Below are 25997 nucleotides of genomic sequence, written 5' to 3'. Positions count from 1 at the left end.
CCATGGAGGTCAGGCCGACCAGTTCGGCCCGAGCACTTCGGCGAGGTTCGCACGGGTGAACAGCCGCCGGCGGGATTCCTCGATGAGCTGTCGGGCCCGGTCGGCGACGGGCCCGACCAGTTTGCCGTCCCGCTTCACGATCGCGCCGTCGACCAGGACGGTGTCGACGTCGCTGGGGCCCGCGTTGAGCACGATCGTGGTGATCGGGTCGTTCAGCGGTGCCAGGTGGGGCCGGGTTACATCGATCAGGATGAGGTCGGCCCGTTTGCCCGGACGCAGGGTGCCGATCCGTTCTTGCAGGCCCCAGGCGGCCGCGCCGGCGACGGTGGCGAAGCGCAGGACGTCGCGGTGGTCGAGGTCTACCGTGGCCGGCGGGTCGTCGTGGGCCAGTGCCGCCGCGTTGGCGCGGCTGCGTTCCGCGGCCAGCGCCAGTCGCATCTCGCTGAACAGGTCGGTGCCGGCTCCGGCGGAGGTGTCGGTGCCGAGTGCGGGGACGAGACCGTGGGCGAGAGCCCGGCCGGTGATCGGGAAGGTGCCCATCGCCATGGACATGTCGACGGTCGGGCAGGGCGTGACGGCGCCGCCGGTCGCGGCGATCCGGGCGAGATCGGTGTCGTCGAACTGCGCGCCGTGGGCGTGGTGGACGTCGGGGCCGAGCAGGCGGAGCCGGTCCAGGGTCTCGATCGTGCGGTAGGTCCGGAGGTAGCCGGGGATGCCGGAGTGGATGCTGATCGGGACGTCCAGTTCGCGGGCGAGGTGGAAGTCGTACGCGGTGGTTTCCGGGGTGGAGAATTCCGGTCCGCGCAGGGCGAGCCCCATGGTGACGCGGGCGTCGTCGTCGGCGAGTTCGTTCCGCATCCGGCGGACGTCGTCGGGGTGACGTTCGGTGCTCTCGTGGAACCAGCGCACCACGCCCTGGCCGACGGGTGGCCCGTAGAGGAACAGGCCCCGGATGCCGGAGTCACGCAGCGCGCGGACGTTCTCGTCGGCGTGCGCCGGGGAGGTGACGATGTGGGACCAGTCGGCGACCGTGGTGATGCCGGCGTTGAGGGCCTGCAACGCGCCCCAGAGGACACCCGCGTAGACGTCCTCGGGCTCGTACTTGTCGAGCAGTCCGGCGAGGACGACACCGAAGTATCCGCCCAGTGAGACCTTTCCACCGGCGCCGCCGATCGCTCCCTGCCAGACGTGCCGGTGGGAGTCGACGAGGCCGGGCAGCGCCACCTTGCCGGCGGCGTCGATGACGGTGGCACCGGCGCTGTCGAGGTCGGGGCCGATCGCGGTGATGGTGTCGTCGTCGATCCGGATGTCCGCACGGGCGAGGTCGCCGAGGCGGTCGTCCAGGGTGATGACGTGGGCGTTGCGGATGATGATGGCGGGCACGAGAACTCCAGGTTTCGGATAAGACGGGGTGACGTCGTCGCACCGACCATCCATGAGGCGGACGGCTGTCGTCCGGTTAAAACCGTAGCCCAGGGGGACGCCCATCGTCCGCTTGTCCGGGCGTCCAGCGGGGTGACTCCCACCACGCAGCAGCGGACACTCCCCCGGCTCCAGCACACGCAGGAGCCGGCGACCCGGAGGTGGGTCGGCAGCGGCGCCGATGGCCTCGACACCGGTGGATGCACGGTGGGGGTAGCCTCGGGCCCATGCCGAGCTTTGAGATCACGCCGATAGCTACGGTCCGAAACGACCGGACGGATGTCCAGGACACGGACAACTGGGGCGCGGTTCGCAGCACGATCACCGTCGACGAACGTTTCGGCGAGGCGTGTCTCCAGGGCCTGGAGGGCTTCTCCCACGTGGAGGTGCTCTTCGTCTTCGACCAGTTCCCGGAGAAGGGCGACTACCGCGAGCCGCGCCCCTACCGCGGTCGCTTCGACCTTCCGCCCGTCGGCATCTTCGCCGGCCGTGGTCCCCGTCGGCCGAACCGCATCGGCGTGACGTGCTGCGCCATCGAGTCCGTTGACGGTCGCGAGTTGACGGTGGTGGGCCTCGACGCGGTCTCGGGCACCCCGGTCATCGACCTGAAGCCGGCGATGCGGGAGTTCCTCCCGACGGACGTCACGCAGCCGGACTGGGTCACCGACATGATGTCGGAGTACTTCCGGCCGTGAGTGAGGTTGGGGAGGAACGACCCTGGGATCCCCGTTGCCGGAGGCCGCTTGGCGCATCGGTTTGCCGCTGATCGTCCTTGCGGGCGCCGTGACCGCCGTTTGCCTCGCCATTTCCGACCGACCCGACAGGCTCGCCCGGCCACGCGGTTGGGAGTGGGCGTGGGTGGGGACATGGCTGCTGGCGGTCGGCGATGCGGCGTTCGGCCACGACAGGTCATGGTTCGAGCGAGCCTGGAAGGGCGGCGCCGCGCTGCTCTTTGCCGTGGCGGCGATAGTCGCGGTGTGGCGCCATTACCGGTGGCGGAAGCGGGGTCGGCTCGCCGGCCACTCGCCTCCGCACGCAACTCGCCCACCGCGACCGGACTCCTAGACTCCCCTACCGGCAACCCGAGAACCGCCAGAAGCGCGTGGCCGCATGTGGTTGCCGGGCTGCGCGGGGACCGGCCTCGGCGGCCGGGAGTCAGTGGATCAGCAGCCCGTCCAGCGCCGCCGCGGCGAGACGGTCGGCCTCGGCCTCGGTCGGCGGCTGGTGGTGGGTCAGCAGCCGGAAGACGAGTGGGCCGAACAGCACGTCGGTCGCGGTATCCGCGTCCACGCCCGGCCGGGCCTCGCCGCGCTCGACCGCCCGCCGCCAGAGGACCGCGATCGCCGTGCGCCGACCGGCGAGGAAGTACTCCCGGAAGTACGCCGCGCCCTGCGGGTCGTCCACCCCGGCCGCGATGAGCTGGGCGAACACCTGGCCCTCCGGGCTGGCGTAGAAGGCACTCACCTGGCGCAGCTGGGCGGTCAGGTCGCCCCGGGCGCTGCCGGTGTCTGGCAGCGGCAAGGCGTCCGCCATCATCCGACCAAACGCCTTCGCCGCCACCGCGGTGCGCGACGGCCAGTGCTTGTAGATGGTCGCCTTGCTCGCCCCGGATCGCGCCGCGATCGCGTCGACAGTGGCCGCCGGCAACCCGCCCTCGCGGAGCAGCTCCTCGGTGGCGCGCAGCACCGACTCGTGCACCCGGTCGCTGCGCCGGCCGATGGGATGAGCCCGGATCGCGCAGTCGTCAATGGACGCTTCCTCCGGCCCTGGCACCGGGCCACCGTCCTTCCCGTGCCGGCCGGTCAGGCCGCGGTGCCGAGGGTGTCGAACTCGGCGTCGGTGAGGTCGATGCCGGCCGCGCCGATGTTCTCCTCCAGGTGGGCGACGGTGGACGTGCCGGGAATGGGCAGCATCACCGGCGACCGCTTGAGCAGCCAGGCGAGCGCGAGCTGCGCGGCGGTGGCGTGGTGGGCCGCGGCGATCCGCTCCAGCGGCCCGGCCTCGCGGGCGAGCGGCCCGCTGCCCAGCGGCCCCCAGGGGATGAAGGCGATGCCCTGCTCCTCGCTGTAGTCGAGCAACGCGTCATCGTCGCGCTCGGTCACGTTGTACCGGTTCTGCACCGACACGATCGGAGTGATCTTCGCGGCGGCCCTCATCTCGGCGACCGACACCTGACTCAGCCCGACATGCCGGATCTTGCCTTCGTCCTGGAGGGCGCGGAGCTCACCGACCTGGTCCTCCAGGGGCACCTTCGGGTCGATGCGGTGGAGCTGGAGCAGATCGATCCGGTCGACCCCGAGGTGGCGCAGGTTCAGCTCGACCTGCTGGCGCAGATACTCCGGCCGACCGACCGGGGTCCACACGCCAGGTCCCTGACGGGTGAATCCGACCTTGGTGGCGATGACCAGGTCGTTGGGGTACGGGTGCAGCGCCTTGCGGATCAGCAGGTCGGCGGTGAACGGCCCGTACGAGTCGGCGGTGTCGATGAAGGTGACGCCGAGTTCGACGGCTCGGCGTAGGACCCGTACCGCCTCCTCCGGGTCACGCGGGTCGCCCCAGATCCCCTCGCCGGTGAGGCGCATGGCGCCGAAGCCGAGCCGGGTCACCGGCAGATCGCCGCCGAGCCGGAAGGTGCCGCTGGGGGTCGCCGAGAGGTCCGTCATCTCAACTCCTGAAGCAAACTGAACGACCAGTTCACATTACGCCCGCGATCCCGTGTGCCGCTCCGGTTCGGCGAAACCTGAGGCGCGGCCCACCGCTGGTGGCCGGGTGGGTGTGAGCTTGCTCCCTCGGCGCGCTCGGCGGAGTGCTCACCGGTGAGATCTTCGCGGTTCCGCTGAATCCTGGCGCCCGCTGGCCGTAGGTAGCGACGGGGGCGCAGTGGCCGATATCGCGGCCGGCGCGGAGATCAGCGGGAAGGCGGGTAGTCGGTGCGGCGGTTCACGGGCCACCGGGAGGTGCCGGGCGAGGCGCTGGTCAGACAGCTCTGGCTGGAGCACGGCCGGGCGATGTTGGCGTACGCCGCGCAGCTCACCCGCGACCGCGCGGACGCCGAGGACATCGTGCAGGAAGCCCTGGTCCGCGCCGGGCGGCAGACCGACGACCTGCCCGAGGACCGGGTCACCGCACGGGTTTGGTTACTGACACTGGTGAGGCACGTCGCCAGCGTGGACGAGCACGCCGAGCAGGCGGTCGACCCGGTGGCGGTGGCTGAGCGCCTGCGCCGGCTGGCCCCCGGGCATCGGGTCGTGGTCGACCTCCTCTACCTGCGCGGCTACTCCGTGCTCGACGCCGCCGCCGCACTCGGCCTGCCGCCGGACAGCATCCGGTCACAGGCGTACCACGCCCTGCGGGCGCTGCGGGGAACGCAGCCGGAACTGCCGCTCCATCCGCCTTCGACCCGCGACCGCCGGTCGACGGTACGCCGACCGGCGCATCGCCGCTCGGGACGCAGGACCGGTCAGCGGTGAGGCAGCGACGCGCTGTCACCCTCACCGCCGGCGATGGGCAGGATGCTCAGTCGCCGGTCGGAGGCGCGTCGAGCAGCGGGTCCAATGCCAGCCAGTTGGCACGCATGGCCGCGGCCGCCCCTTCGACGTCACCGGCTTCACACAGGGCGATGATGCGCTCATGTTGAGCGACGGAGTCGCGGCCGTTCAGGGACGAGAAGCGTAACCGCTCCATCCGCCTCAGCACCGGGGTGAACTGGTCCAGCACGGCATGAAGTGCGGGATTCGCCGACGCCGTCACCGTGACCGCGTGGAATTCGTCGTCCGCGGCGATGGCGGCATCGACGTCGTCGGAGCACAACGCCTCCGCGAAGCGGGCATTGGCGGCCCGCATGTGCTCGATCTCCGCGGCGGACAGGTTCGACAGCGCCTCCCGGACGGCGAGCTCGTGCATGGCCGCGGTCACGGACTGCGCGGCGCGTGCCGCCCGCACGTCCAGCGGGCTGACGATCGTGTAGCGCCCGGGTTTGGTCTGCACCAGACCCGTCTCCTCCAGCCTGGTCAACGCCTCACGCACCGGCGTTCGGCTCATGCCCAGCCACTGGGCCAGATCACCGTCGTTGAGTCGCTCGCCTGGAACGAGCGTGCCGTCCACGATCGCGTCCCGGATCGACCGATAGGCATTCTCACGGAGCAGAGAGCGCGGCGTCGGCCCAGCACCCTTCGGAATCGGCATGCAACATATCATACCGTCGGAGTGATTTCCCGCCGACGGCAGCGCCTCGCGGGCATCACACTTTCGTCAGTGGCACGTAGGTGCACCTTCCCTACCTTCGGATCGAGCCGATGCCGGCGGCCCCTCCACCGAACGATGGGAAGCACCACCCGATGTCATGCCTGGCCGTCCAACCCGATGCCGACACACGGATGCGGGAGGTCCTGGCCACCCACCGCCGGCCGCTGAACCGCTTCCTGCTGAAGTTGACCTCCGGTAACCGTCAGACCGCCGAGGACCTGCTTCAGGAGACGATGATCCGGGCGTGGCGGAACCTCGACGTGCTCCCGGCCCTGGAGGAGGCCCGTCGGCGCTGGCTGTTCACGGTGGCGCGCCGCCTGGTGATCGACGATGTCCGCCGACGTCAGGTACGACCGGTCGAGGTGCCGTTGGAGGTCGAACCCATCACGCGCAGCGACGTGACGGCGTCGGCGGCGTTGGCGAACCGTGCTCTGCGGGATGCCGTGGCCGGCTTGAGCCGAGCCCACCGCCAGGTCCTGCATTTGGTCTTCTTCGAGAACCTTCCGCTGCCGGAGGTCGCCCGCCGTCTCGGCGTACCGGAGGGTACGGTCCGGTCACGCCTCCACTACGCCCTCCGAGCCGTGCGGCACGCCGTCAACGGCTGAGCACCTCGCGCCCCGCCGCCCGCTGCTCCGGAACCCGCGGGCCGGGCACCTCGCGGCGGTCGATCCGGGCGGTCATCATCCGCACCTTCTCGTCAGAGCCGAGCTCGACGTAGATCCGCCTGGCCTCCTGCCATGCCCGCACCGCCTCGACGGGCCGCCCAGCACACAGATAGACGTCGCCCAGTCCCCGTTCGTTGTCCGCCAGCTCGCTGTCGTTGCTGGCCTGTCGGAACAGGTGCCGGGCGCGGTGTCGCCATTCGATCGCCTCGTCGAGCCGGCCCAGGCCGGTGAGGGCGTCACTCATCACCGTCGCGCAGCTGCCCTCCCCGTTCTGGTCACCGAGCTCGCCGAGCATCGCGAACGCCCGGCGCAGCACCCGCTCCGCCAGATGGAACTGCGCGGCGCGGACCAGGCAGTATCCGATCCCGAGCAGAGAGAACGCCTGGCCGCGTTGGTTGCCCTCGACCTGGAAGAGGGCCAGGGCCTTGCGGTAGTGGGCGAGCGACTGGTCGATCTCGCCCTGGTGGTACCAGACCCAGCCCAGATTCGACAGCACGTACGCCTGCTCAAGGGTCCGGTCGAGGTCGACGAAGAGGGCGAGTGCCTGCTGGAGGTGCTCGATCGCCGAGCTCCGGTGACCTTCGAAGGCCGTCGCCCCGCCCAGCATCCGCGACATGCGTGCCTGGCCGTGGCGGTCCCCGATGCGACGGGCCGCCCGCAACGCCGTCTCGGCCGACGTCGCCCACGAGCGGAACATGTCTCGGCGCTGGTAGAAGGGCAGCAGGCTCTCCGCCAACTGCCAGGTCGGGAAATCGGGCCGGGCTTCGGCGATCGCCGCCTCCAGCACGGGCAACTCCGCGGTGAACCACGCCATGGCGTCGTCGGCGTCGGCGAGTCGATCCGGCGTCACGCCCTCACGGGCCGGTGGCGGCGCGAACAGCAACGCCTGCGGCATCAGGAGGCAGCTGGCCGCGTACGCCGTCTGCAGGAGATGGTCGAGAACCCGGGCCGACGCCTGTTCCCGTTCCGCCACGCCGTCGTGCCGGTCGCCCAGCTCCACGGCGTAGCGGCGGATCAGGTCGTGAAAGGCGTATCGGTGGATGCGCGACTCGTTGAGCAGCCTGGTCCGGAGCAGCTCCGCGATGAGCGCACGGGCCTGCTCCCGGGCGACGCCGGCGAGGCTCGCGATGGTGGACAGTCGGAAGTCGGGCCCAGGGTGCAGTGGCAGCAGCCGGAACAGCTGCGCGGCGGGCTCGCTGAGCTGGCGGTACGACCAGGAGAAGACGGTGCGGACGTCGCTTCGTGGCTCGTCACCGTTGAATACGTCCAGGGAGGCCGAATTGCGCAGTTCGGCGGCGAGTTCGCTGAGCCGGCACTCGGGATAGGCCGCGCCGCGAGCCGCGACGACGGCCATCGCGAGCGGCAGCCGGCCGCAGCGCTCGATGATCTCGTCGAGGACGACGGGATCGTCGGCGTCGCGGTTCGCACCCAATCGCGCCCGCAGCACGGTCCGTGCCTCCTCGAGCGAGGGTGGGTCGAGCGTGATGTGGTGGGCGCCCTCCTGCGCGACCAGCCCGGTGAGGCGGCGGCGACTGGTCACCACGACAAAACATCCCGGTGCTGCGGGGATGAGAGGGCGTACCTGTTCGACGTCGCGGGCATTGTCGAGAACGATGAGCATGCGGCGTCCGGCGGTCAGCGTCCGGTACAGGGTGGTCCGGGCCTCCGTGGTCGGCGGGATCTGGGCCTCCGGCACCGCCAGGGCGGCTAGGAAGACCATCAACGCACGATCGATGCTCATCGCCTCTTCGCCGTCGAAGCCCCGCAGGTCGACGAAGAGCTGGCCGTCCGGGAAACGTCCGGCGACGGCGTGCGCCCAGTGCACGACGAGACTGGTCTTGCCGACCCCGGGGAGACCGTCGACGGCCACGGTCACCGCGCCCGCGCTTTTCCTGCCCGAGGACGGCAGGAGATCGGAGAGCCGGCCGAGTTCACGCGCGCGTCCGGCGAAGAAGCGCACGCTGAGTGGCAGCTGCGCCGGCACGGTGGCGGGTTCGGCCTCGGACGGCCGCACGGCAGGCGCCTGGAGCCCCGGCTCGGCACCGACCGCCGCTTGTTGGCGCAGCACCCGCTCGAAGGCGGCCTGCAGTTCCCGCCCCGGGTCGACCCCGAGTTGCTCAGCCAGGCCGGCTCGCACCGCCGTGAAGGCCGCGATCGCCTCCGCCTGCTTGCCGTCCGCGGCGAGCACCAGCAGGAGACGCGCCTGGAGCGCTTCGTCGAACGGGTTCTGCTCGGCGATCTCCCGGAGGAGCGGCACCAGTTCACTCACGTCGCCCCGGTTCAGTGCCGCGTCGGCGGCGGCACAGGCCACCAGGGACCGTTCGTGGTCGAGTGCGGCGAACTCGGGCACGAAATCCGGATCAGGATCGAGCCCGGTTGCGCAGCGTCCGGTCCAGGCGCGCAGGGCCGAGAGGAATCGGGCCATCGCCGTCTCGCCGTCGCCGGCCGCGGTCGCTTCTCGAGCGGCGGCCGCGTGCGCGCGAAACCGCAGCAGATCCGACGACGGCACCTCCAGGTTCATCCGGTAGGCGCCCCCGTCCAGGTTGATCCACCGGCCGGACGCGCGAGGTGGCAGGCCCGGCTCGATCAACCGGCGGAGCGCTCCGATGTGCCGGTGGATGATGTTCGCCGCCCGGGCCGGTGGATCCTGACCCCACAACAGGGTGGCGAATTCCTCGCAGGTGACGGGATTGCCCGAGCGCACCAGGAGGAGGGCAAGCATGAGCCGAGCCTGCCGGGCGCCGAGGCGCAGCTCGTCGGAGCCGCGCCAGGCTCGGACCGGCCCCAGCACGCTGAAGCGCACGTCCTCCGTCTGATGCGGGTCGTCCCCACCGCTGATGCGGGACGCCTGCGGGTTCGCCGGTGGGCGAGGCTCTGCTGCCGATGTCGGCACGGGTCTCCCCAGAGGTTTCGAGGGCGTCGGTACTGGTCGTTGAGCCGTTTCGAGGAAGTTCTGGCCGGCCCGGAGCAGCAGCGGGCAACGCCTGAGCGCCTCCCCCGTGCCCCATCCAAAGTTAGCACGCGAAATATTGCATTCCAGGCACGGCCGGGGGTGCTCGCCGGGTGCGGAGGAACGTCGCACCGCGAGTACGTCGTTCCTCCGCACGGACGGTGCGAGCGATCAGCGGTTGGTGGCGCGGGCGGCCTTGTCGATCAGGTCGGCCACGGCGCCGGGCCGCGACACGGTCACGGCGTGCGAAGCCTTGATCTCGACGGTGTGCGACTTGGCCCGCTCGGCCATGAACCGCATCGAGTCGGCGGGGATGGCCAGATCCTCGGTGGTGATCATGCTCCACGACGGGATGGTCTTCCACGCGGTCCTGGTGGCCGGTTCGTTCAGCGCGGCCTCGGTGATCGGCCGCTGACCGACCGCCATCAGGTCAGCCACCGGGCGGGCGACGTCCGCCGCGAACACCGCCCGGAACTTGTCCTGCTTGATGTAGAGGTCGGTACCCGTACCCCCGCCGGGCAGCGGAACGGGCACGGAGTTGAGCGCGGGCCCGAGCTCCCCACCGGGGAACTTGGCGGCCAGCTCGGAGGTGCTCTCCCCCTTCTCCGGACTGAAGCTGGCGATGTAGACCAACGCCTTGACGTCCCGGTCGCCGTCGGCGGCCTCGCTCATCACCGAGCCGCCGTACGAGTGCCCGGCCAGCACGATCGGACCGCTGATGCTGTCGAGGACGCTGCGCAGGTAGGCCGCGTCGGCATGCAGTCCGCGCAACGGGTTGGCGGCGGCGACGACCGGGTAGCCGTCGCGCTTGAGGTCCTTGACCACGCCGTTCCAGCTGGACGAGTCGGCGAACGCGCCGTGGACCAGAACCACCGTCGGCTTGCGCGTCGAGGAACGTTCCTCGGCGAGAGCAACGGCGGAGCCGGTGAGTCCGGCGACCGCCAGGCCGGCGACCGCGGCCGTGACCACATTCTTGATCTTCATCAGGAACAGCCCTTCTGTGGTGATGGATCGAGGGGCGGGTTGGCCGCCCGGATCTCGATGGAGACAACCCCCGGCGATGTGCAATATATTGCGTATCGCAGCAGTGACCCCGGTCACAATCGACGCGAGCGCCCTGAGACCTCGGGGCCCGCACGCGCACGTGCGCCCACCACGTCGCCCGACGCCGACGACCAGGACCGCTCCCGCGCACCCGGTCACCCCCACCTGTCCGGAGCAGGCGCACGGGCGGCCGATCCTGACCTCTGTCGTCCGGCAGCCCGGCGGCGTCTCCGTCACCCGTTGAATGCGACGCAGGCCTCGTCGAGGGCGTGGACCAGCTCCAGGTCACCGCTCAGGTCCGGCGCGAGCAGCCCGACCACGTCGCGCGCCGACCCCGCTCGTTCCCGGTAGGGGTCGGCTCCCGCGTCGTCCACCGGCGCGCCGATCCCGCGCAGGTGTTGGATCCAGGCGGCCAGGACGCGGACAGCTCCGGGGGCGGCCCGGCCCGCGGCACGCTCGCCGCGCAGCACCGGCAGCACCCGGATCGGTAGCTTCTGCGAGCCGTCCGCGGCGATCTGCGCCAACGTGTGCCGGATACGCGGATTCGCGAACCGGTCGAGCAGGGCCTTCCGGTAGGCGGTGAGGTCGGCAGCGGGTAGCGGCACGTACCGGGCTGCCTCGTCCCACCACTGGTCGAGCCACCGTCGGCAGACCGGGTCGGCGGTCGCCGCCGCGACGGTGTCGTGCCCTCGGGCCCCGCCCGCGTACGCCAGCAGGCTGTGCCCACCGTTGAGCAGCAGGAGCTTGCGCGTCTCGTGGGGGGTGACGTCGTCGGTGAAGCGGGCGCCGGCGACCTCCCAGGCCGGGCGGCCGGCCGGAAACTCACCGCTGAGCACCCACTCGGTGAACGGCTCGGTGACCACCGGCACGGCATCCTTCCGCCCGGTCAGGTCGGCCACCGCGCGCACGTCGTCGGGTGTGGCCCGGGGAGTGATCCGATCCACCATGGTGGTCACGAACGAGATAGTTCCCGTGATCCAGTCGCCCAGCGCCGGTGCGGCCGCCACGGCCAGGTCGTGCACGACGCGAGCGGTCGCCTCGCCGTTGCCCGGCAGGTTGTCGCAGGAGACCACGGCGAGGGGCCCGGCGCCGGCGGCACACCGGGCGGCCAGGCCGACCAGGAGACGGCCGGGCACGGTGGTCACCGCGCCGCCGCGCCGGATCGCGTCGATGTCGGCGCGGACGTCCGGGTCGTCGAGGTTCAGGCCGCCGTCGCCTCGCCGCCGGTACGCCGCTTCGGTGACGGTCAGGGTGACGACGGCGACCTGCGGCCGGGCCAGGTACGCGCACCACGAGCCCAGGTCGGTGCCGGGGTAGGCGGCCGAGACCGCGGTCTGCACGGTCATCTCGTCGTGCTCGGGTCCGCGTACCACGAGCGTGTACAGCCCGCCCTGCGCGGACAACTCCTCGGCCACCGTGCGGGACCGGCCGGTGAACGCCGCGATCCCCCAGTGCGCCGAATCCGGCGCGGCCCCGGTGTACCAGGCCTGGTGGGCCCGGAAGAAGTTGCCGAGTCCCAGGTGGACGACGCGGACCGGCGGGCCGGCGGCCCGGTGCGGCCTCACAGTTTGAAGACCTTGCGCGGCTGGTCGTCGACCAGCGCGGTGAGCGCGTCGAGGGCCTCGTCCTCGTCGAGCCGGTGCGCCGCGACCAGCCCGGCGAGGAACCCCGCGTCGAGCCGGCGGGACATGTCGTGTCGGGCCGGGATGGAGCAGAACGCGCGGGTGTCGTCGATGAACCCGGACAGGCGGGAGAAGCCGGCGATCTCGGTGACCGCGGACTGGTAGTGGCGGATCTCCGACGGGTTGTCGAGGAACCACCACGGCGCACCGGCGTACACGCAGGGGTAGAAGCCGGCCAGCGGCGCGATCTCCCGGCTGTAGACCTCCGCGTCCACGGTGAACAGCACCAGGTGGAAGCCCGGGTGGGTGCCGAACCGGGCGAGCAGCGGTTGCAGCGCGCGCGTGAACTCGACGGCGGTCGGGATGTCGTGCCCGGTGTCCGGGCCGAACCGGGCGGCGGTGGCCGGGTGGTGGTTGCGGTGGATGCCCGGGTGCAGCGTCATGACCAGGCCGTCGTCGCAGGACATCCGAGCCATCTCGAAAGTCATGTGCCGGCGGAACGCGACCGCCTCGGCCGCCGAGACCGTGCCGGCGCGGGCCGCGCGGTAGATGCGCTCCGCCTCGTGCCGCTCGATCGGCTCGGCGCCCGCGTCGGCGTGACCGTGGTCCGCGGAGACCGCGCCGTGGGCGATGAAGTACCGGCGCCGGGTCTCCAGCGCGGCGAGGTAGCCGGCGTAGTCACCGACGTCGCCGCCCAACTCCTCGACCTGCTCCGCCCAGCCCGGCCGACCGATCTCCAGGTACCTGTCCGGGCGGAAGGTGGGCGCCACGGTGGCGTCGACCGCAGGGGCGTCGCGGAGCGCCGCATGGGCGGCGAGGTCGTCACCCGGGTCGTCGGTGGTGGCCAGGAAGTCGATGCCGAAGCGCCGCAACAGGGCTCGGGGACGGTGGCTCGGTTGCCGCAGCTGCCCGGCGATCAGGTCGTAGAGCGCGTCCGCGTTCTCCGCGCAGGGCCGCTCGGTCACGCCGAAGATCTCGACCAGCTCGGCGTCGAACCAGTACCGCACGGGGGTGCCGCGAAACAGGTCCCAGTGCGCGCACAGCAACCGCCAGGCCTCGCGCGCCCGGTCCTCCGGCAGCGGCTCCTCCCCCACTCCGAGCGCTTGCAGCGGCACACCGCCGGCGTGCAGCAACCGGGTCACGTAGTGGTCCGGCTGGAGGAACAGGCTGGTCGGATCGGCGAACGGGGTGTCGTCGCGCAGGATCCGGGGATCGACGTGCCCGTGCGGCGAGACGATCGGACGGTCGCGGACCGCCTCGTACAGGCGGCGGGCGATCGAGCGCACTCCCGGGTCGGTGGGCAACAACCGGTCGGGGTGCAACGTCAGAGCGGCCATGAGCCCGAGCGTCAGCGCGGTGGCGATCGGTACGCAAGCGGTTGCCACCTGTTGCCTCGGGTGCGTGGCAACAACTGGCAACTCGTTGCGTCGATCCTCGGCGTGCGGAAACCATCCCGTAACAGTGATGCGGCTCACTCCGCACCGGCAGACCCTAGGAGAGCAGCAGATGCGATACCGGAAGATGCGAGTGGCGGTGGCGGTGGCCGGTGCGACCGCGCTGGTCGCCGCGCTCGCTGCCTGCGGTGGCGGCGACGAATCCAGCGGCTCCGGCACGACACTCAACGTGCTGATCGGGGCGAACACCCAGTATCCGGCGGAACAGCAGGCGTGGCAGGAGTCGATCGCCCAGCGGTTCAAGTCGCAGACCGGCGCCGAGGTCAAGTGGGAGACGTTCGCCACCGCCAACGACGAACTGACCAAGATCCAGACCTCGGTGGTCGCCGGCAGCGGCCCGGACGTCTACGCGGTCGGCACCACGTTCACCCCGACCGCATACTCCACCAAGGCGTTCGTCACCCTCGGCGACGAGGAGTGGAAGAAGATCGGCGGCAAGGACAAGTTCATCCCCTCGTCGCTGGGCATCTCCGGGCCGGACGAGCGCAACCAGGTCGGCATCCCGTGGGTCGGCCGACCGTTCGTCATGGTCTACAACACCGAGCTGCTCAGCGCGGCCGGGATCGACAAGCCGGCGACCACCTGGGACGAGCTGACCCAGCACGCCAAACGGCTGACCAAGGGCGACCAGTACGGGCTGGCCGTGGCGTACAAGGACAACTTCGATCCGTGGAAGTTCATCTGGGGCATGTCGATCCAGGCCGGCAACCCGCTCGTGGACGGCAAGACCGCGCGGATCCAGGACCCGGCGGTGCAGAAGGCGTACGAGACCTTCTTCGGGTGGCTCGCCACCGACAAGGTGGTCAACCCGGCCGCGGTCGGTTGGTCCAACTCGCAGGCCGTCGCCGAGTTCGCCAAGGGCAAGACCGGCTACATGGCGCTGACCTCCGCGCTCGCCGCGAAGGCGCTCGACGCCGGCGCGGTCAAGGGCAAGTGGAAGTTCGCCCTGCTGCCGACCGTGCCACCCGGCGCGACGACGCGGCCGGCCAACGGCGTGGAGGCGGCCAGCATCCTCTCCGGCGACAACCTGCTGGTGGCGGATTACTCCAAGAACAAGGACCTGGCCTTCCAGTTCGTCAAGATGATCACCGACCAGGACGCCCAGCTGGACCTCTACCAGCGGCTGGGCCAACTGCCGGCGAACGCCGCCGCGGCGCAGACGCTGCTGTCGGACCCGACGTTGCAGGCGGTCGTGGAGGCCCAGCAGAAGTCGGTGTCCACCCCGTTCACCGGCGCCTGGGCGGACATCCAGCTGGCGCTGACCAACGCGGTGGTGCAGTCCATCCCGGACCTCTCCAACGGAGCGATCAGCCCCGCGCAGATCGACAGCCGGTTGGCCACCGCGCAGAAGACCGCCCAGTCGGCGCTGGACCGGGTCAAGTAGATGACGGTCGACAGCACCCGCACGCCCGAGGCGCGGACGGCCGACCCGCCGCCCCCGCGGCGCCGCCGGGGCGTCACGGAACGGCAGCGCCCGCTGTGGCTCCTCACCCCCGGCGGGGTGCTGATGGTCCTGGTCATCCTGATCCCGCTGGCCCTGGCCCTGTGGATCTCGACGATCGACCTCGACCAGTACACCCTGCGCCGCTGGATCGAGGCGCCGTTCATCGGCCTGGACAACTACGTCGAGTCGGTCGGGTCCGGTCTGCTGCACTCGGTCTGGATCAGCGTCTCGTTCGCCGTGCTGGCCACCGCCGCCACCGTGCCGATCGGGATCGCCGCCGCGTTGGTGACCCAGAACCCCTACCCCGGCCGGGCGATCGTGCGGGCCGTGTTCCTGATCCCGTACGTGCTGCCGTCGTTCGTGGTCGCCACGGTGTGGCGCACGATGCTGCAGCCGGACGGCATCGTCAACGCGACGCTCGCGAAGGTCGGCGTGGACGGCGGGCTGTGGCTCAGCGGCCCGAAGTCGTACTGGACGCTGGTGCTGGTGGAGATCTGGGCGGCGTGGCCGTTCATCTACCTGATGGCGCTGGCCGCCCTCCAGTCGGTGGACATCGAGGTGCACGAGGCATCCGCGGTCGACGGGGTGACCTGGTGGTCGAAGCTGCGCCGGGTCATCCTGCCGTACCTGCGCGGACCGGTGCTGCTCGCCTGTCTGCTGGCCACGCTGAACCACATCAACAACTTCACGCTGCCGTTCGTGCTGTTCGGCGCGCCCGCCCCGGACGACGTCAACGTGATGCCGATGCTGGTGTACGTCACAAGCTTCCAGAGCCTGCGTTTCGGGCTCAGTGCCGCCATGGCCGTGGTCTCGCTGATCTTGATCGCCATCCCGCTGTTCGCGTACCTGCGGGCGGTGCGGCTGGACGTGCACGAGGAAGGAGCCCGGCGATGACCGCCTCGGCCGAGGCCCAACGACTGCTCCCCCGACCGCTGCTGATCACCCTGACCGTGCTGCTCTGCGCCATGGTGCTGACGCCGATCCTCTACATCGTGCTGGCGTCGCTCAACACCGACGTGGGCGTGGCCGGCGGCGAGTTCTGGCCGAGCACCTTCTCCGGCGAGAGCTACACCCAGATCTGGACCACCGCCGCCCTGTCCACCGGCATCGTCAACAGTCTGATCGTCTGCGGGCTCACCGCGGTGGCGTCCGCCCTGCTCGGCACCACCACCGCGTACGTGCTGGTCCGCTACGCGTTCGTCGGGCGGCTGACCATCCTGCGCGGCCTGGTGGGCCTGCAGAGCATCCCGGGCACGCTGATGCTGCTGCCGGTGTTCGTGTTGTTCTCCTCGGCCGGCAACTATCTCGGCCTCACGGTGATCGGCACGCGCTGGGGTCTGTTCGTCGCCTACCTCACCTTCGCCCTGCCGTTCTCCACCTGGGTGATGGTCACCTACCTGCGCGCCATGCCACGCGAGTTGGAGGAGGCCGCGCGCACCGAGGGCGCCTCGACCCTCGTCATCCTGCGGCGCATCGTCTTCCCGCTGAGCCTGCCGGCGATCGTCGTCTCGGGCATCTTCGCCTTCCTGCTGGGCTGGAACGACGTCCTGTTCGCCTCGGTGCTGACCCGGCCCGAGACGCAGACCGCGGCGGTGGCGCTGCAGATCTTCGGGTCGACGCAGGAGGGCGGCGCGCTGCCGGTGTACTCCCAGATGATGGCGGCCTCGCTGATCTGCGCGGCGCCGGTCGTGCTGCTCTACCTCGCCTTCCAGCGCTACCTGGTCGGGGGCCTGACGGCCGGCGGGGTGAAGTAGTGGCGACCGCGGCGGTGATCGGTTGCGGGGACGTGTCGGTGGTGCACCTCGCCGCGATCGAAAGGCTCGGCGTCGAACTCGTGGGGGTCTGCGACACCGACCCGGCGCGGGCCGGGACGGGGCACGTCGACCACCGCGACCTGCTCGACGAGCTGCGCCCCGACGTGGTGCACATCTGCACCCCGCACGACCAGCACGTGCCGATCGCGATCGACGCCCTGGAGCGCGGCGTTCACGTGCTGTTGGAGAAGCCGGTGGCCCACACCCTCGCGGAGGCCGAGCGGCTGATCGCCGCCGCCAAGGACCACCCCACGGTCAAGGTCGGCGTCTGCCTGCAGAACCGGTACAACCGGACCGCCCGGGCCGCCCGTACGCTGCTCGCCTCCGGCGAACTCGGCGCCGTGCGCGGCGGCTCGGCCACCGTGCTCTGGCACCGGGACCGGGAGTACTACCGCGCCCGGCCCTGGCGCGGCCGGACCACGCGCAGCGGCGGCGGAGTGCTGATCAACCAGGCCATCCACACGCTGGACCTGATGCAGTGGCTGCTCGGCGACGTGGTCGAGCTGCGCGGTCACGCCGGCCGGTTCGGGTTCGGCCCCGAGATCGACGTGGAGGACACCGCCCATCTGCTGCTGGAACACGCCGGCGGGGCGCGCAGCGTGCTCTTCGCGACCGTGACGAACGTCCACGACGCACCGGTGGGCATCGAGATCGTCACCGAGCGGGCAACCCTGTCCATCCGCGGCGACCTGACGGTCAGCTACCGGGACGGGCGCACCGAGGTCGTCGCCGAGCGGCGGACCGGCCCCGACGGTCGCGCCTACTGGGGAGCGTCCCACGAGCTGCTCATCGCCGATTTCTACCGACGGCTGTCCGAGCCGGCGCCGTTCTGGCTCGGCGTCGAGGAGGCGACCAGCTCCCTCCGCCTCATCGACCAGGTCTATCGACAGCACACCTGAGCAGGGAAGGGTCACCGCGATGTGGACGCTGTCCGGATTCTCCGACGAGATCTCCCCCGACTTCACCGAGCAGTGCGCGGTGGCGGCGGGGCTGGGGCTGAAGTACGTGGAAATACGCAGCGCCTGGGGCGTCAACATCCTGGACCTGGACCTCGGTCAGCTCGCCCGGATGAAGGAGACCCTCGCGGCACACGACCTGGGGGTGTCCAGCATCGGCTCGCCGATCGGCAAGATCTTCATCGACGAGGACTTTCCGCCGCACCTGGAGCGGATGCGCCACGCCGCCGAGGTGGCCCGCCTCTTCGACGCGCCGTACGTGCGGATCTTCTCGTTCTTCCTGCGTCCCGGCGCCGCGCCGGCCGACCACCGGGCCGAGGTGATCGACCGGATGCGGGCGCTCGCCCGGGTCGCCGAGGACGCCGACCTGATCCTGCTGCACGAGAACGAGAAGGAGATCTACGGCGACAACCCGGCCCGGTGCCTGGACGTGGTGCGGTCCGTCGGCTCGCCGCACCTGCGGCTCGCCTGGGATCCGGCGAACTTCGTCCAGGTCGGCGTCCGGCCCTACACCGACGGGTACGCCATGTTGCGCGGGCACCTGGAGTACGTACAGGTCAAGGACGCGCTGGCGGCGGACGGCACGGTGGTGCCGGCCGGCCACGGCGACGGGGAGGTGGCCCGCACGCTGCGGGCGCTGCGCCACGACGGCTTCGACGGGTTCTTCTCCCTCGAACCGCACCTCGCGGCCGGTCACGCCACCGGCGGCTTCTCCGGCCCGGAGCAGTTCCGCCGCGCGTGGCAGGCGTTCACGGACCTTCTGACGACCGAGGGGATGGAGTACGCGTGAGCACACGGACGAAGTTCGCCCTGGTGGGCGCCGGCGTGATCGGCAACCACCACGGCCTCGTGATGAGTCAGCTCGCCGACCGGGTGGAGCTGGTCGCCGTCGCCGACATCAGGCGGGACCGGGCGGAGCGGCTCGCCGCGGCGCGCGGCGGCCGGGCGTACGGGTCGCTGGGTCAGGCCCTGGCCGCCGAGGAGATCGACGTCGTGGTGGTGTGCACGCCGACGGGACGGCACGGCGAGGTGGCCATCGAGGCTCTCGACGCCGGCAAGCACGTCATCGTGGAGAAGCCGGCCGAGGTCACCGTGGCGAAGACCGACGCGATCATCGCCGCGCAGCGCAAGGCCGGCACGCTGGTGACGGTGATCTCGCAGCACCGGTTCGACCCGGCCACCGAGACGACGCTCGCGGCGATCGGCCGTGGTGAGCTCGGCCGGCTCACCTCCGGCATCGCCTCGATCGACTGGTGGCGGGGGCAGAGCTACTACGACTCGGGCGACTGGCGGGGCACCTGGGAGCTCGACGGCGGCGGCGCGCTGATGAACCAGGGGGTGCACACGGTCGACCTGCTCGTCGCCGCGCTGGGTCGGCCGGTCGAGGTGTTCGCGTACGCCGGGCGGCTGGCGCACGAACGGATCGAGGTGGAGGACGTCGCGGTCGGCGTGGTGCGGTTCGACAGCGGGGCGCTCGGCGTGCTGCACGCGACGACGGCGGCGTACCCGGGGCTGAGCGCGCGGCTGCAGGTGCACGGCGACCGGGGATCGGCGGTCATCGACAACGATCAGCTGGCCTTCTTCCAGGTCACCGCCGGGGGCGAGGAGCGGGAGGAGAAGCTGATGGGTACGACGCAGAGCCGGGCCGTGCCGACGGCCGGCAGCGATCCGGGGCAGTTGTCCGACGCGCACCGGTCGCAGTACCTGAACTTCCTCGCCGCCGTGGACGGCACCGAGAAGCTCCGCGTCGACCTGGAGACCAACCGCCAGTCGATCGCCGTCATCAGCGCGGCGTACGAGTCGGCCCGGACGGGACGGCCGGTGAGCCTCTCGTGAACCGCATCGCCGCCAACCCCATCCCCTACTGGAGCCGGGCGGGCAAGACCCGGGAGGTGTTCGACGCGGCCTTCCGCGACTTCCAGGAGATCGGCTTCAGCGCGGTCAAGGCCGACGTGCCCGACGGCATGGACCCGGCCGACTACCTGGACTGGATCGGCGGCTACGGCCTGGCGCCGTCGCTGAGCCTGCTCAACTCCGCGTTCGACGAGACCGTGGACATGGCCGCGGAGGTGGAGCGGGCCAAGCGGTTCGCCGCCACCCAGACGGCCCTGGGCCTCGACCGCACGATGATCTCCTCGATGGCGCTTCCGGCCCGGATGGCGCAACCAGCCGTCGGGGCCGGCTTCGACGTGAGCCGGCTGGCCCGGGCGATCGACAACTGCGGCACGATCTGCCGGGTGTTGCGGGCCGAAGGGCTGCGCCCGCTGCACCACTCGCACGTCGGCGGCGTCTTCGAGACCGCCGAGGAGATCACCCGGCTGCTCGACGACCTCGGCCCGGACGTGCTCGGGTTCGGCCCGGACACCGGCCACCTGACCTGGGCCGGCGTCGACGCGGCGGCCTTCATCGCGCGGTACGCGGACCGCCTCGGCGGCATCCACATCAAGGACTGCTTCCCCGACCTGCTCTCCCCCGCCGCGCGCGACGGCATGACCTACCACGAGGTGCAGGCGACGAAGCGGCTCTGGGCGGAGCCCGGCCTGGGTGTGGTCGACTTCGACGCCGTGCTGGCCGCCATCCCGGACGGGTACGACGGCGACTTCATGATCGAGGTGGACGAACCGAGCGTGACGTCGAAGCGGGAGTCGCACCGCATGTCGTACCAGTGGGCGCGGCAGGCTCTGGCCGCCCGGACCGGATGAGGCGGGCGACCGTCGTCACCGGGGGCCGCGGGTCGGGTGGGCGCTCCGTTGCCTGCGCCTGGCGGTCGACTGGCGCACGATCAGGCGCACCGGCAGCACCAGCGGCTGGCCACTGGGCCGGGCGCCCTGCGCCACCGCGATGCAGTTCTGCACGCCCGTCAGGCCCATCCGGTACAGCGGCGACGCGATCGTGGTCAGCTGCGGCTCGACCAACTCGTCGAAGATGATGTTGTCGAAGCCGACCACGCTGACGTCCTCGGGCACCACGATGTCCAGTTTGCGCAGCCCTTTCATGATGCCGATCGCGAGCTGGTCGTTGTACGCCAGCACCGCGGTCGCGTCGAGCTCGGCGAGTCGCCGCGCCGCGCCGAGACCGGCGAGGACGGTGGGCTCGTGCGGGCCGATCCGCTTCGTCTCGAGCTCGAGCTGCGCAGTCGCATCCCGCAGAGCCCGCCAGCGGATCCCGTCCGACCAGCTCATCTCCGGGCCGGCGACGTAGGTGATCCGCTCGTGGCCGAGCGCCGCGAGGTGCTCCACGGCCCGGTGGATGCCACGCTCGGCGTCGTTGAGCACGCAGCTCGCCTCGGGGATGCTGCGGTTGAGCAGGACGACCGCCTTCTGCTTGGCCACCATCCGCAACGCCGAGTCGGTCATCCGGGAGCTGGCGATGACGATGCCGTCCACCTGGGCCAGCTCATGCTCGATGGTCTGCCGCTCCACCTCGGGCGACTCGTTGGTGTGGGTGAGGATCAGCTGGTAGCCGCCCTCCCGGGCGGCCTCGTAGGCGCCCTTGATGATGTCGCCGTAGAACGGGTTGGTCACGTCCGCGACCACCAAGCCGATCGCCTTCTGCGCCGGGCGGCCGACCGGATGCTGTCCGTCGAGTCGGTCGGACCGGTAACCGAGCTGTTCGGCGGCCTGGAACACCCGACGCGCGGTGTCCGCGTTGACCCGCCCGGGTCGCGAGTAGGCCCTGGACACGGTGGACGCGGCCACGCCCGCCGCACGCGCGACGTCGTAGATCGTCGGACGGCGTGCCATAAGCCATCCTACGTTCGCAACGCGATCGGTCGATGCCCGATGTGGACCCCGAGACGCGTTCGCGGGGCGGGCGACGCGTGGAAGGCGGTCCGCACCAGGACGGACCGCCTCGCCCGGAAGCGGGTCAGTCGGGCAGGATCTCGACGTAGCCGTCGCCTCCGTGGACGCGGATCCGCTGCCCGTCGCGGATCAGCCGGGTGGCATCGAGCACACTGACCACAGCCGGCAGGCCGTACTCCCGTGCGATCACCGCGCCATGGGTCATCAACCCGCCGACCTCGGTCACCAGGCCCGCGACGGCAACGAAGAGGGGCGTCCAGCTCGGGTCCGTGTGGGCCGTGACGAGGATGTCGCCCGGTTCGAGGTCGGCGTGAGCCAGGTCCAGGACCACCCGGGCGCGCCCCTCGACGACCCCGGCGGAGACCGGTAGGCCGATCAACGCGCCGGCCGGCACGTCGTCGCGTCGGTACGCCCCGACGTGCGCCTCGCCGTCGGAGGTCAGCACCCGGGGCGGTGTGAGCGCCTGGTACGACCGGAACGCCTCCCTGCGCCGCCGGATCAGCCCGTCGTCCACCTGGTGCGAGCGCGCCACGTCGTGGAACTCCTGGAAGGTGAGGTAGAAGACGTCCTCCCGGTCGGTGAGCACACCGGCCCGCACGAGGCGCTCGGCCTCGCCCAGCAGGGCCTGCTTGTAGATGAAGTAGCGGCTGACGATCCCGTACTTCGGGTACTCCCGGTAGCCGATGAAGGTCCGGACCCGGTCGATCATCCGCCTGGTCTCCTCGGCCTTCCGCTCCCCGTCCGGCAGCGACCGCAGGCGCTCCAGCACCTCCTGCGCCTTCCGCTGCGCCTGCTGCCGTCCGTGCTCGAAACGTCGCTTCGCCGCACCCGGCTCGAAGTTCCTGACGTTGTCGAGGATCAGCGGCACGAGAGTGCGGGGGCGTTCGCGCCAACGAGGCCTCGTGATGTCGATCTCGCCGACGCAGCGCATGCCGTACCGGTCGAGGTAGGCCTTGATGGCGTCACGCGCTTCGGTGCCGCCGGTGAGCTTCGGCAGCTCGTCCAGGAAGCCGTCGTCCTCGACGGTCTCCAGGAACGTCACCACCTCCCGATGTGGGCGGATCACGTCAGCGACGTCGAGCAGCGCCAGCCCCATCTCCGACGTGATGTTGCCGGGCGCGGACAGCGTGAGGGTGTCGGCCGCGTTCTTCTCGCCCAGCCACTCGTTCAGCTGGTCGTTGAGCCACCAGGTGGCCTCCATCCCCGCCATGATCGCCTGCATGCTCAGGGGATCACCGAGGGCGCGCTTGTGCTCCTGGAACGCCTCCAGCAGGAAGTCGAACAGCGCCGGCCCGGTCACCGTGGCGATGTCCCGACGCAGGGCGGCGATCGAGACCTCACTGCGCTCGATCAGCTCGGCGACGACGGCCGGATCGGTCTCGATCGGGGTGGGCGGGCCGCCGGCCGGTGGCCCCGCGGGTACGTCGTCCGGGGCCGCCAGGACGAAGTCGGGACGGTCGAGGACGCTCTGCAGCGCATCCCTGCTCAGCGGGTCGGACCTGCCCACCATCGCCAGGAAGCCGGCGCGGCTCGCCGGCGCGGCCAGCATCCGGGTCGCGTCGACGAACAGCCGCCCGCCGGCCTCGTGCATCGGCGCCATGGCCGTCAGCTGCCACACGGACAGCCCCAACGGTCTCATCGGGTCGGTCATCATCTGCTGGTGGCCGACGGACAGGTAGACGTGGTTCTCCTGATCACCGGTCGCGGGAACGGGGAACAGTGTGGTGATCGGCCGGCTCTGCACGATGTGGAAGTCGTCGTCGACCAGGCACCACTCGATGTCCTGCGGGCGGCCGAAGTGCGCCTCGATCCGCCGACCGAGCTGTACGAGCCGCACGACCTGCCCGTCGGTCAGCACCGGCTGCTCCTGCCGCTGCGGGTCGATCGCCACTTCCCGCGTACCACCGGCCGGCAGGGCGTGAACGGCCCGCTGTTTGGCGGCGACCGCCCTGGTGACGACGTCACCGTCGCGCACCGTGAAGACGTCCGGGTTCACCAGGCCGGAGACCAGGGCCTCGCCGAGGCCGAAGCCGGCGTCGACGGTGGCGACCTTCCGGTTGCCGGTGACGGGGTCGGCGGTGAAGAGAACGCCGGACGCCTCCGGGAAGACCATCCGCTGTACGACCACGGCCATGCGGACCGTGCGGTGGTCGATGCCGTTGCGCAGGCGGTAGGTCACGGCCCGCTCGGTGAACAGCGAGGCCCAACACCGGCTGACGTGCGCGAGGACCGCGGCCGACCCGAGCACGTTCAGGTAGGTGTCCTGCTGACCGGCGAAGGAGGCGGTCGGCAGGTCCTCCGCCGTCGCGCTGGACCGCACGGCGTAGGCGGCCCGCTCGCCGAACCGGCTGAGCGCGCGGGTGATCGCCTCGGCCAGGTCGTCCGGGACGGCGATCCCCTCGATGGTGCGGCGGATCTCCGCGCTGAGCGTGCGGATCGCCTCCCGGTCGTCCGGGTGCAGGCGCGACAGCCGGTCGAGCAGACCGTCGAGCGACGGCGCCTCGGCCACGATCCGCTGGTAGGCGTCCGTCGTGACGCAGAAGCCGGCCGGCACGCGTACGCCCTCGATCCGCGACAGCCCGCCCAGGTGCGCCGCCTTGCCGCCGACGGCCGCGACCTGCGTCTCGTCGACCTCTCGCAGGTCCACCACGTCGCGGTGACCGGGTCCCCCGTTCGTCGACACCACACCCATGTCCTGCCCCCGTCTCGTGGTCGGCGCTGGTCCGGCCGCCGATTCTGCGGCACGACCCGGGCCTTGCGGCAAGACCCCCTCTGTGCTATACGTTAGAGGTGGCAGGGAGAGCGATCTCCTTGCCTTTCTTGTTGTCTGCCCCGGGGCGGCCCTTCTCGGCGGCGTCACCCGATCTGGTCAGGTGACGGCCGGAACGGTCGCGAGGATCGCGAAGGCGGCGATGGCGGCGCACGTCCGGACGTGGTTCCAGGCCAGCCAGCGGGCTTCGCCAAACCTGGCCCTGACCTGGGTGACGTCGATGCGGTCCACGTCACCGGCCGCCTTGACGGCGTCGTTGAGAGGCACGTGCACCGCGATCGTGATGACCACCACGGCCAGGTAGAGCACGAAGGCCAGCGTGAGCCACGCCAACGCGACGCGGCGGTCCGGCCCCAGATGCAGGACAGCGGCCACGCCGATGGAGACGAGGGCGCCGAAGAACGTTGTCATGAACCACGGATCGATGACCGCCTGCAGGACCTCCACCAACAGCCCGTCCGGGCCGGCCACCTGGAAACGGCGCTGTCCCCACGGCTCGGTCACCAACGGCATGACGACCGCCCGCCGGACGCTCCGCCGCCACCGCCATCTGTGCAAACCTTCAGACCGGCGGTCGTGACGCCTACAGACTTCCCGGAATCGGCCCGGCGATCAAGGGCAAAGATCGCGACGACCGACGAGCCGGCGATGTCTCTGGCCGCTGTCCCCGGTGCGTGGGGCATGACGCAGACCACTCGCGGTTTCCTGACTGAACAACCAACCGAGGTGGGCGTCATCCACTGTGGAAGCGATGAGCTCCAGGAGAGGTAGGACATGGAGAACAACGTTCAACGGCGGACCATGCTCGCCGCACTGGCAGGCGGGACGGTCGGGCTCGCCAGCACGGCCGTCACGGGGTCACCGGCCGCGGCGACCACCACCACCGACCCGGAGCGGCTCAAGGGGTACACCCTTCCGCTCAGCGCGCGTGGCGTCGCCAACCTGGCGGGTCGGCCACCGTGGCACTACGTCGGCGACGCGGTCGGCGCGGAGTTCTGGACCAGCCCGGCGGCGGCCGCCGCATCCCTGCCCACCGGTCTCGACCCCGACCCGAACAGCCCCGGCCACGGGTACGGCGTCTTCATCGACTGGCAGTTCAACGGCGGCACCGACGACTACCTGGACCCGCCGTACAGCCAGTACTCCGAGTTCCTGGTGCTGCTCGACGCGCACTGGCGGGGCACCCCCGTCGCGTGGTGCCCGTTCATCTGGGTGGACAACGACTCGTCGCTCGCCCGCGGGTGGGTGCAGGGCTTCCCGAAGAAGTTGGGCGCGATCAAGCAGACCCGGGCCTTCGCTGCCGAGAGTCTGGCCGGTCCGGTGGTCGGCAAGGGCGGCCGGTTCGCCGCGGTGCTCTCCGCGAGTGGTCGTCGGCTGGCGGAGACCACGGTGACCCTGGATCGGACCGCCGACCGGTTGCCGGCGCTGACCCGGCCGATCGTCAACCTCCGGCACTTCCCGCAGCTCGCGGCCGGGCAGCACGACCACCCGCCGGTCCACGAGCTGACCATGTCGGTGCTCACCAGCCTTCGCTTCGCGGACACCTGGGTCGGCACCGGTGACCTGCGGTTCCTGCCGGCGCCGCGCGAGGAACTCGCCGACCTCGCGCCGCAGCGGGTGGGTGTCGGCTTCCGCGGCTCGCTCTCCTACACCGTGAACGACCTGCGGATCCTCTGAGAGAACCGTGCCGGCCGGGGGGGGGCCCCCGCCGGCCCGGCGCGCGGGGGGCCGCCGCGGCCCCCACCCCGCGGGGCCGGGCCGCGGCCGCAGCCGCGCGTGTGGTCGGCCGGGCGCCGGGGCTTGAAGAC

The 25997-nt window shown here is 71.1% G+C and carries 22 protein-coding genes; 11 read left to right on the top strand and 11 right to left on the bottom strand.

Going from position 1 to position 25997, the window contains the following annotated elements; translation table 11 throughout:
- Positions 1-9: 9 nt before the first annotated feature.
- Complete coding sequence (locus tag ACIBTV_RS04275; RefSeq protein WP_396702236.1) at positions 10-1383, bottom strand: amidohydrolase family protein; 1374 nt, start codon at positions 1381-1383, stop codon at positions 10-12.
- Positions 1384-1649: 266 nt separating this feature from the next.
- On the opposite strand from ACIBTV_RS04275, the gene ACIBTV_RS04270 reads away from it, so the two are divergent.
- Positions 1650-2117: an SAM-dependent methyltransferase gene (locus ACIBTV_RS04270; protein WP_396702234.1), complete on the top strand. Its 468-nt coding sequence runs from the start codon at positions 1650-1652 to the stop codon at positions 2115-2117.
- 460 nt (positions 2118-2577) lie between these two features.
- On the opposite strand, the gene ACIBTV_RS04265 is transcribed toward ACIBTV_RS04270, so the two are convergent.
- Both ACIBTV_RS04265 and ACIBTV_RS04260 read right to left on the bottom strand, forming a co-directional pair.
- Positions 2578-3195 (bottom strand): TetR/AcrR family transcriptional regulator, encoded by a 618-nt coding sequence (locus ACIBTV_RS04265; RefSeq protein ID WP_396702232.1) that lies wholly within the window; start codon positions 3193-3195, stop codon positions 2578-2580.
- 29 nt (positions 3196-3224) lie between these two features.
- A complete protein-coding gene (locus ACIBTV_RS04260; protein WP_396702230.1) occupies positions 3225-4085 on the bottom strand; it encodes an aldo/keto reductase in 861 nt (286 codons plus the stop codon).
- A gap of 267 nt (positions 4086-4352) precedes the next feature.
- Between ACIBTV_RS04260 and ACIBTV_RS04255 the strand changes: the two genes are divergently transcribed.
- The gene (locus tag ACIBTV_RS04255; protein WP_396702228.1) at positions 4353-4892 is read left to right on the top strand and encodes a sigma factor; all 540 of its coding nucleotides are present in this window, start codon (positions 4353-4355) and stop codon (positions 4890-4892) included.
- Positions 4893-4938: 46 nt separating this feature from the next.
- Here ACIBTV_RS04255 and ACIBTV_RS04250 read toward each other — a convergent pair whose 3' ends face one another.
- On the bottom strand, positions 4939-5607 hold the full coding sequence (locus tag ACIBTV_RS04250) for a GntR family transcriptional regulator (protein WP_396702226.1): 669 nt from the start codon (positions 5605-5607) through the stop codon (positions 4939-4941).
- A gap of 191 nt (positions 5608-5798) precedes the next feature.
- Here ACIBTV_RS04250 and ACIBTV_RS04245 point away from each other — a divergent pair, with 191 nt between their 5' ends.
- On the top strand, positions 5799-6272 hold the full coding sequence (locus ACIBTV_RS04245; protein WP_396702224.1) for a sigma-70 family RNA polymerase sigma factor: 474 nt from the start codon (positions 5799-5801) through the stop codon (positions 6270-6272).
- On the opposite strand, the gene ACIBTV_RS04240 is transcribed toward ACIBTV_RS04245, so the two are convergent.
- From ACIBTV_RS04240 to uxaC, 4 genes are all read right to left on the bottom strand, one after another.
- Complete coding sequence (locus ACIBTV_RS04240) at positions 6262-9135, bottom strand: AfsR/SARP family transcriptional regulator (RefSeq protein ID WP_396702223.1); 2874 nt, start codon at positions 9133-9135, stop codon at positions 6262-6264. The genes ACIBTV_RS04245 and ACIBTV_RS04240 overlap by 11 nt on opposite strands.
- 318 nt (positions 9136-9453) lie before the next feature.
- Entirely contained in the window at positions 9454-10266 is an 813-nt protein-coding gene (locus ACIBTV_RS04235; protein ID WP_396702221.1) for an alpha/beta fold hydrolase, read from the bottom strand.
- Positions 10267-10559: 293 nt separating this feature from the next.
- The gene (locus ACIBTV_RS04230; RefSeq protein ID WP_396702219.1) at positions 10560-11891 is read right to left on the bottom strand and encodes a mannitol dehydrogenase family protein; all 1332 of its coding nucleotides are present in this window, start codon (positions 11889-11891) and stop codon (positions 10560-10562) included.
- Positions 11888-13285: a glucuronate isomerase gene (uxaC, locus tag ACIBTV_RS04225; RefSeq protein WP_396702217.1), complete on the bottom strand. Its 1398-nt coding sequence runs from the start codon at positions 13283-13285 to the stop codon at positions 11888-11890. Before uxaC ends, ACIBTV_RS04230 begins: the two co-directional genes overlap by 4 nt.
- Positions 13286-13454: 169 nt before the next feature.
- Here uxaC and ACIBTV_RS04220 point away from each other — a divergent pair, with 169 nt between their 5' ends.
- The 7 genes from ACIBTV_RS04220 to ACIBTV_RS04190 are packed head-to-tail and all read left to right on the top strand — an operon-like array spanning position 13455 to position 20318.
- On the top strand, positions 13455-14786 hold the full coding sequence (locus ACIBTV_RS04220) for an ABC transporter substrate-binding protein (protein ID WP_396702215.1): 1332 nt from the start codon (positions 13455-13457) through the stop codon (positions 14784-14786).
- Positions 14787-15740, top strand: coding sequence for a carbohydrate ABC transporter permease (locus tag ACIBTV_RS04215; RefSeq protein WP_396702213.1), 954 nt, complete (start codon positions 14787-14789; stop codon positions 15738-15740). It begins immediately after the preceding gene.
- A complete protein-coding gene (locus tag ACIBTV_RS04210; protein WP_396702211.1) occupies positions 15737-16600 on the top strand; it encodes a carbohydrate ABC transporter permease in 864 nt (287 codons plus the stop codon). Before ACIBTV_RS04215 ends, ACIBTV_RS04210 begins: the two co-directional genes overlap by 4 nt.
- Complete coding sequence (locus ACIBTV_RS04205) at positions 16600-17559, top strand: Gfo/Idh/MocA family protein (RefSeq protein WP_396702209.1); 960 nt, start codon at positions 16600-16602, stop codon at positions 17557-17559. Before ACIBTV_RS04210 ends, ACIBTV_RS04205 begins: the two co-directional genes overlap by 1 nt.
- 19 nt (positions 17560-17578) lie before the next feature.
- Positions 17579-18406, top strand: coding sequence for a sugar phosphate isomerase/epimerase family protein (locus tag ACIBTV_RS04200; protein ID WP_396702207.1), 828 nt, complete (start codon positions 17579-17581; stop codon positions 18404-18406).
- Entirely contained in the window at positions 18403-19452 is a 1050-nt protein-coding gene (locus tag ACIBTV_RS04195) for a Gfo/Idh/MocA family protein (RefSeq protein ID WP_396702205.1), read from the top strand. Before ACIBTV_RS04200 ends, ACIBTV_RS04195 begins: the two co-directional genes overlap by 4 nt.
- Positions 19449-20318, top strand: coding sequence for a sugar phosphate isomerase/epimerase family protein (locus ACIBTV_RS04190; RefSeq protein WP_396702203.1), 870 nt, complete (start codon positions 19449-19451; stop codon positions 20316-20318). Before ACIBTV_RS04195 ends, ACIBTV_RS04190 begins: the two co-directional genes overlap by 4 nt.
- 15 nt (positions 20319-20333) lie before the next feature.
- On the opposite strand, the gene ACIBTV_RS04185 is transcribed toward ACIBTV_RS04190, so the two are convergent.
- The 3 genes from ACIBTV_RS04185 to ACIBTV_RS04175 all read right to left on the bottom strand — a co-directional run bounded on the left by ACIBTV_RS04185 (position 20334) and on the right by ACIBTV_RS04175 (position 24693).
- Entirely contained in the window at positions 20334-21359 is a 1026-nt protein-coding gene (locus ACIBTV_RS04185) for a LacI family DNA-binding transcriptional regulator (protein WP_396702201.1), read from the bottom strand.
- Between the two features lie 124 nt (positions 21360-21483).
- Positions 21484-24111 (bottom strand): rifamycin-inactivating phosphotransferase, encoded by a 2628-nt coding sequence (gene rph / locus ACIBTV_RS04180; protein ID WP_396702199.1) that lies wholly within the window; start codon positions 24109-24111, stop codon positions 21484-21486.
- 177 nt (positions 24112-24288) lie between these two features.
- The gene (locus ACIBTV_RS04175) at positions 24289-24693 is read right to left on the bottom strand and encodes an anthrone oxygenase family protein (protein ID WP_396702197.1); all 405 of its coding nucleotides are present in this window, start codon (positions 24691-24693) and stop codon (positions 24289-24291) included.
- Positions 24694-24963: 270 nt separating this feature from the next.
- On the opposite strand from ACIBTV_RS04175, the gene ACIBTV_RS04170 reads away from it, so the two are divergent.
- Entirely contained in the window at positions 24964-25866 is a 903-nt protein-coding gene (locus ACIBTV_RS04170) for an acetoacetate decarboxylase family protein (RefSeq protein WP_396702195.1), read from the top strand.
- Positions 25867-25997: the final 131 nt, after the last annotated feature.

The organism is Micromonospora sp. NPDC049366, from assembly GCF_044466625.1.
GTDB lineage: Bacteria > Actinomycetota > Actinomycetes > Mycobacteriales > Micromonosporaceae > Micromonospora.
The sequence above is the reverse complement of the archived record's forward strand: the minus strand, read 5'-3'. Positions and strand labels throughout refer to the sequence as shown.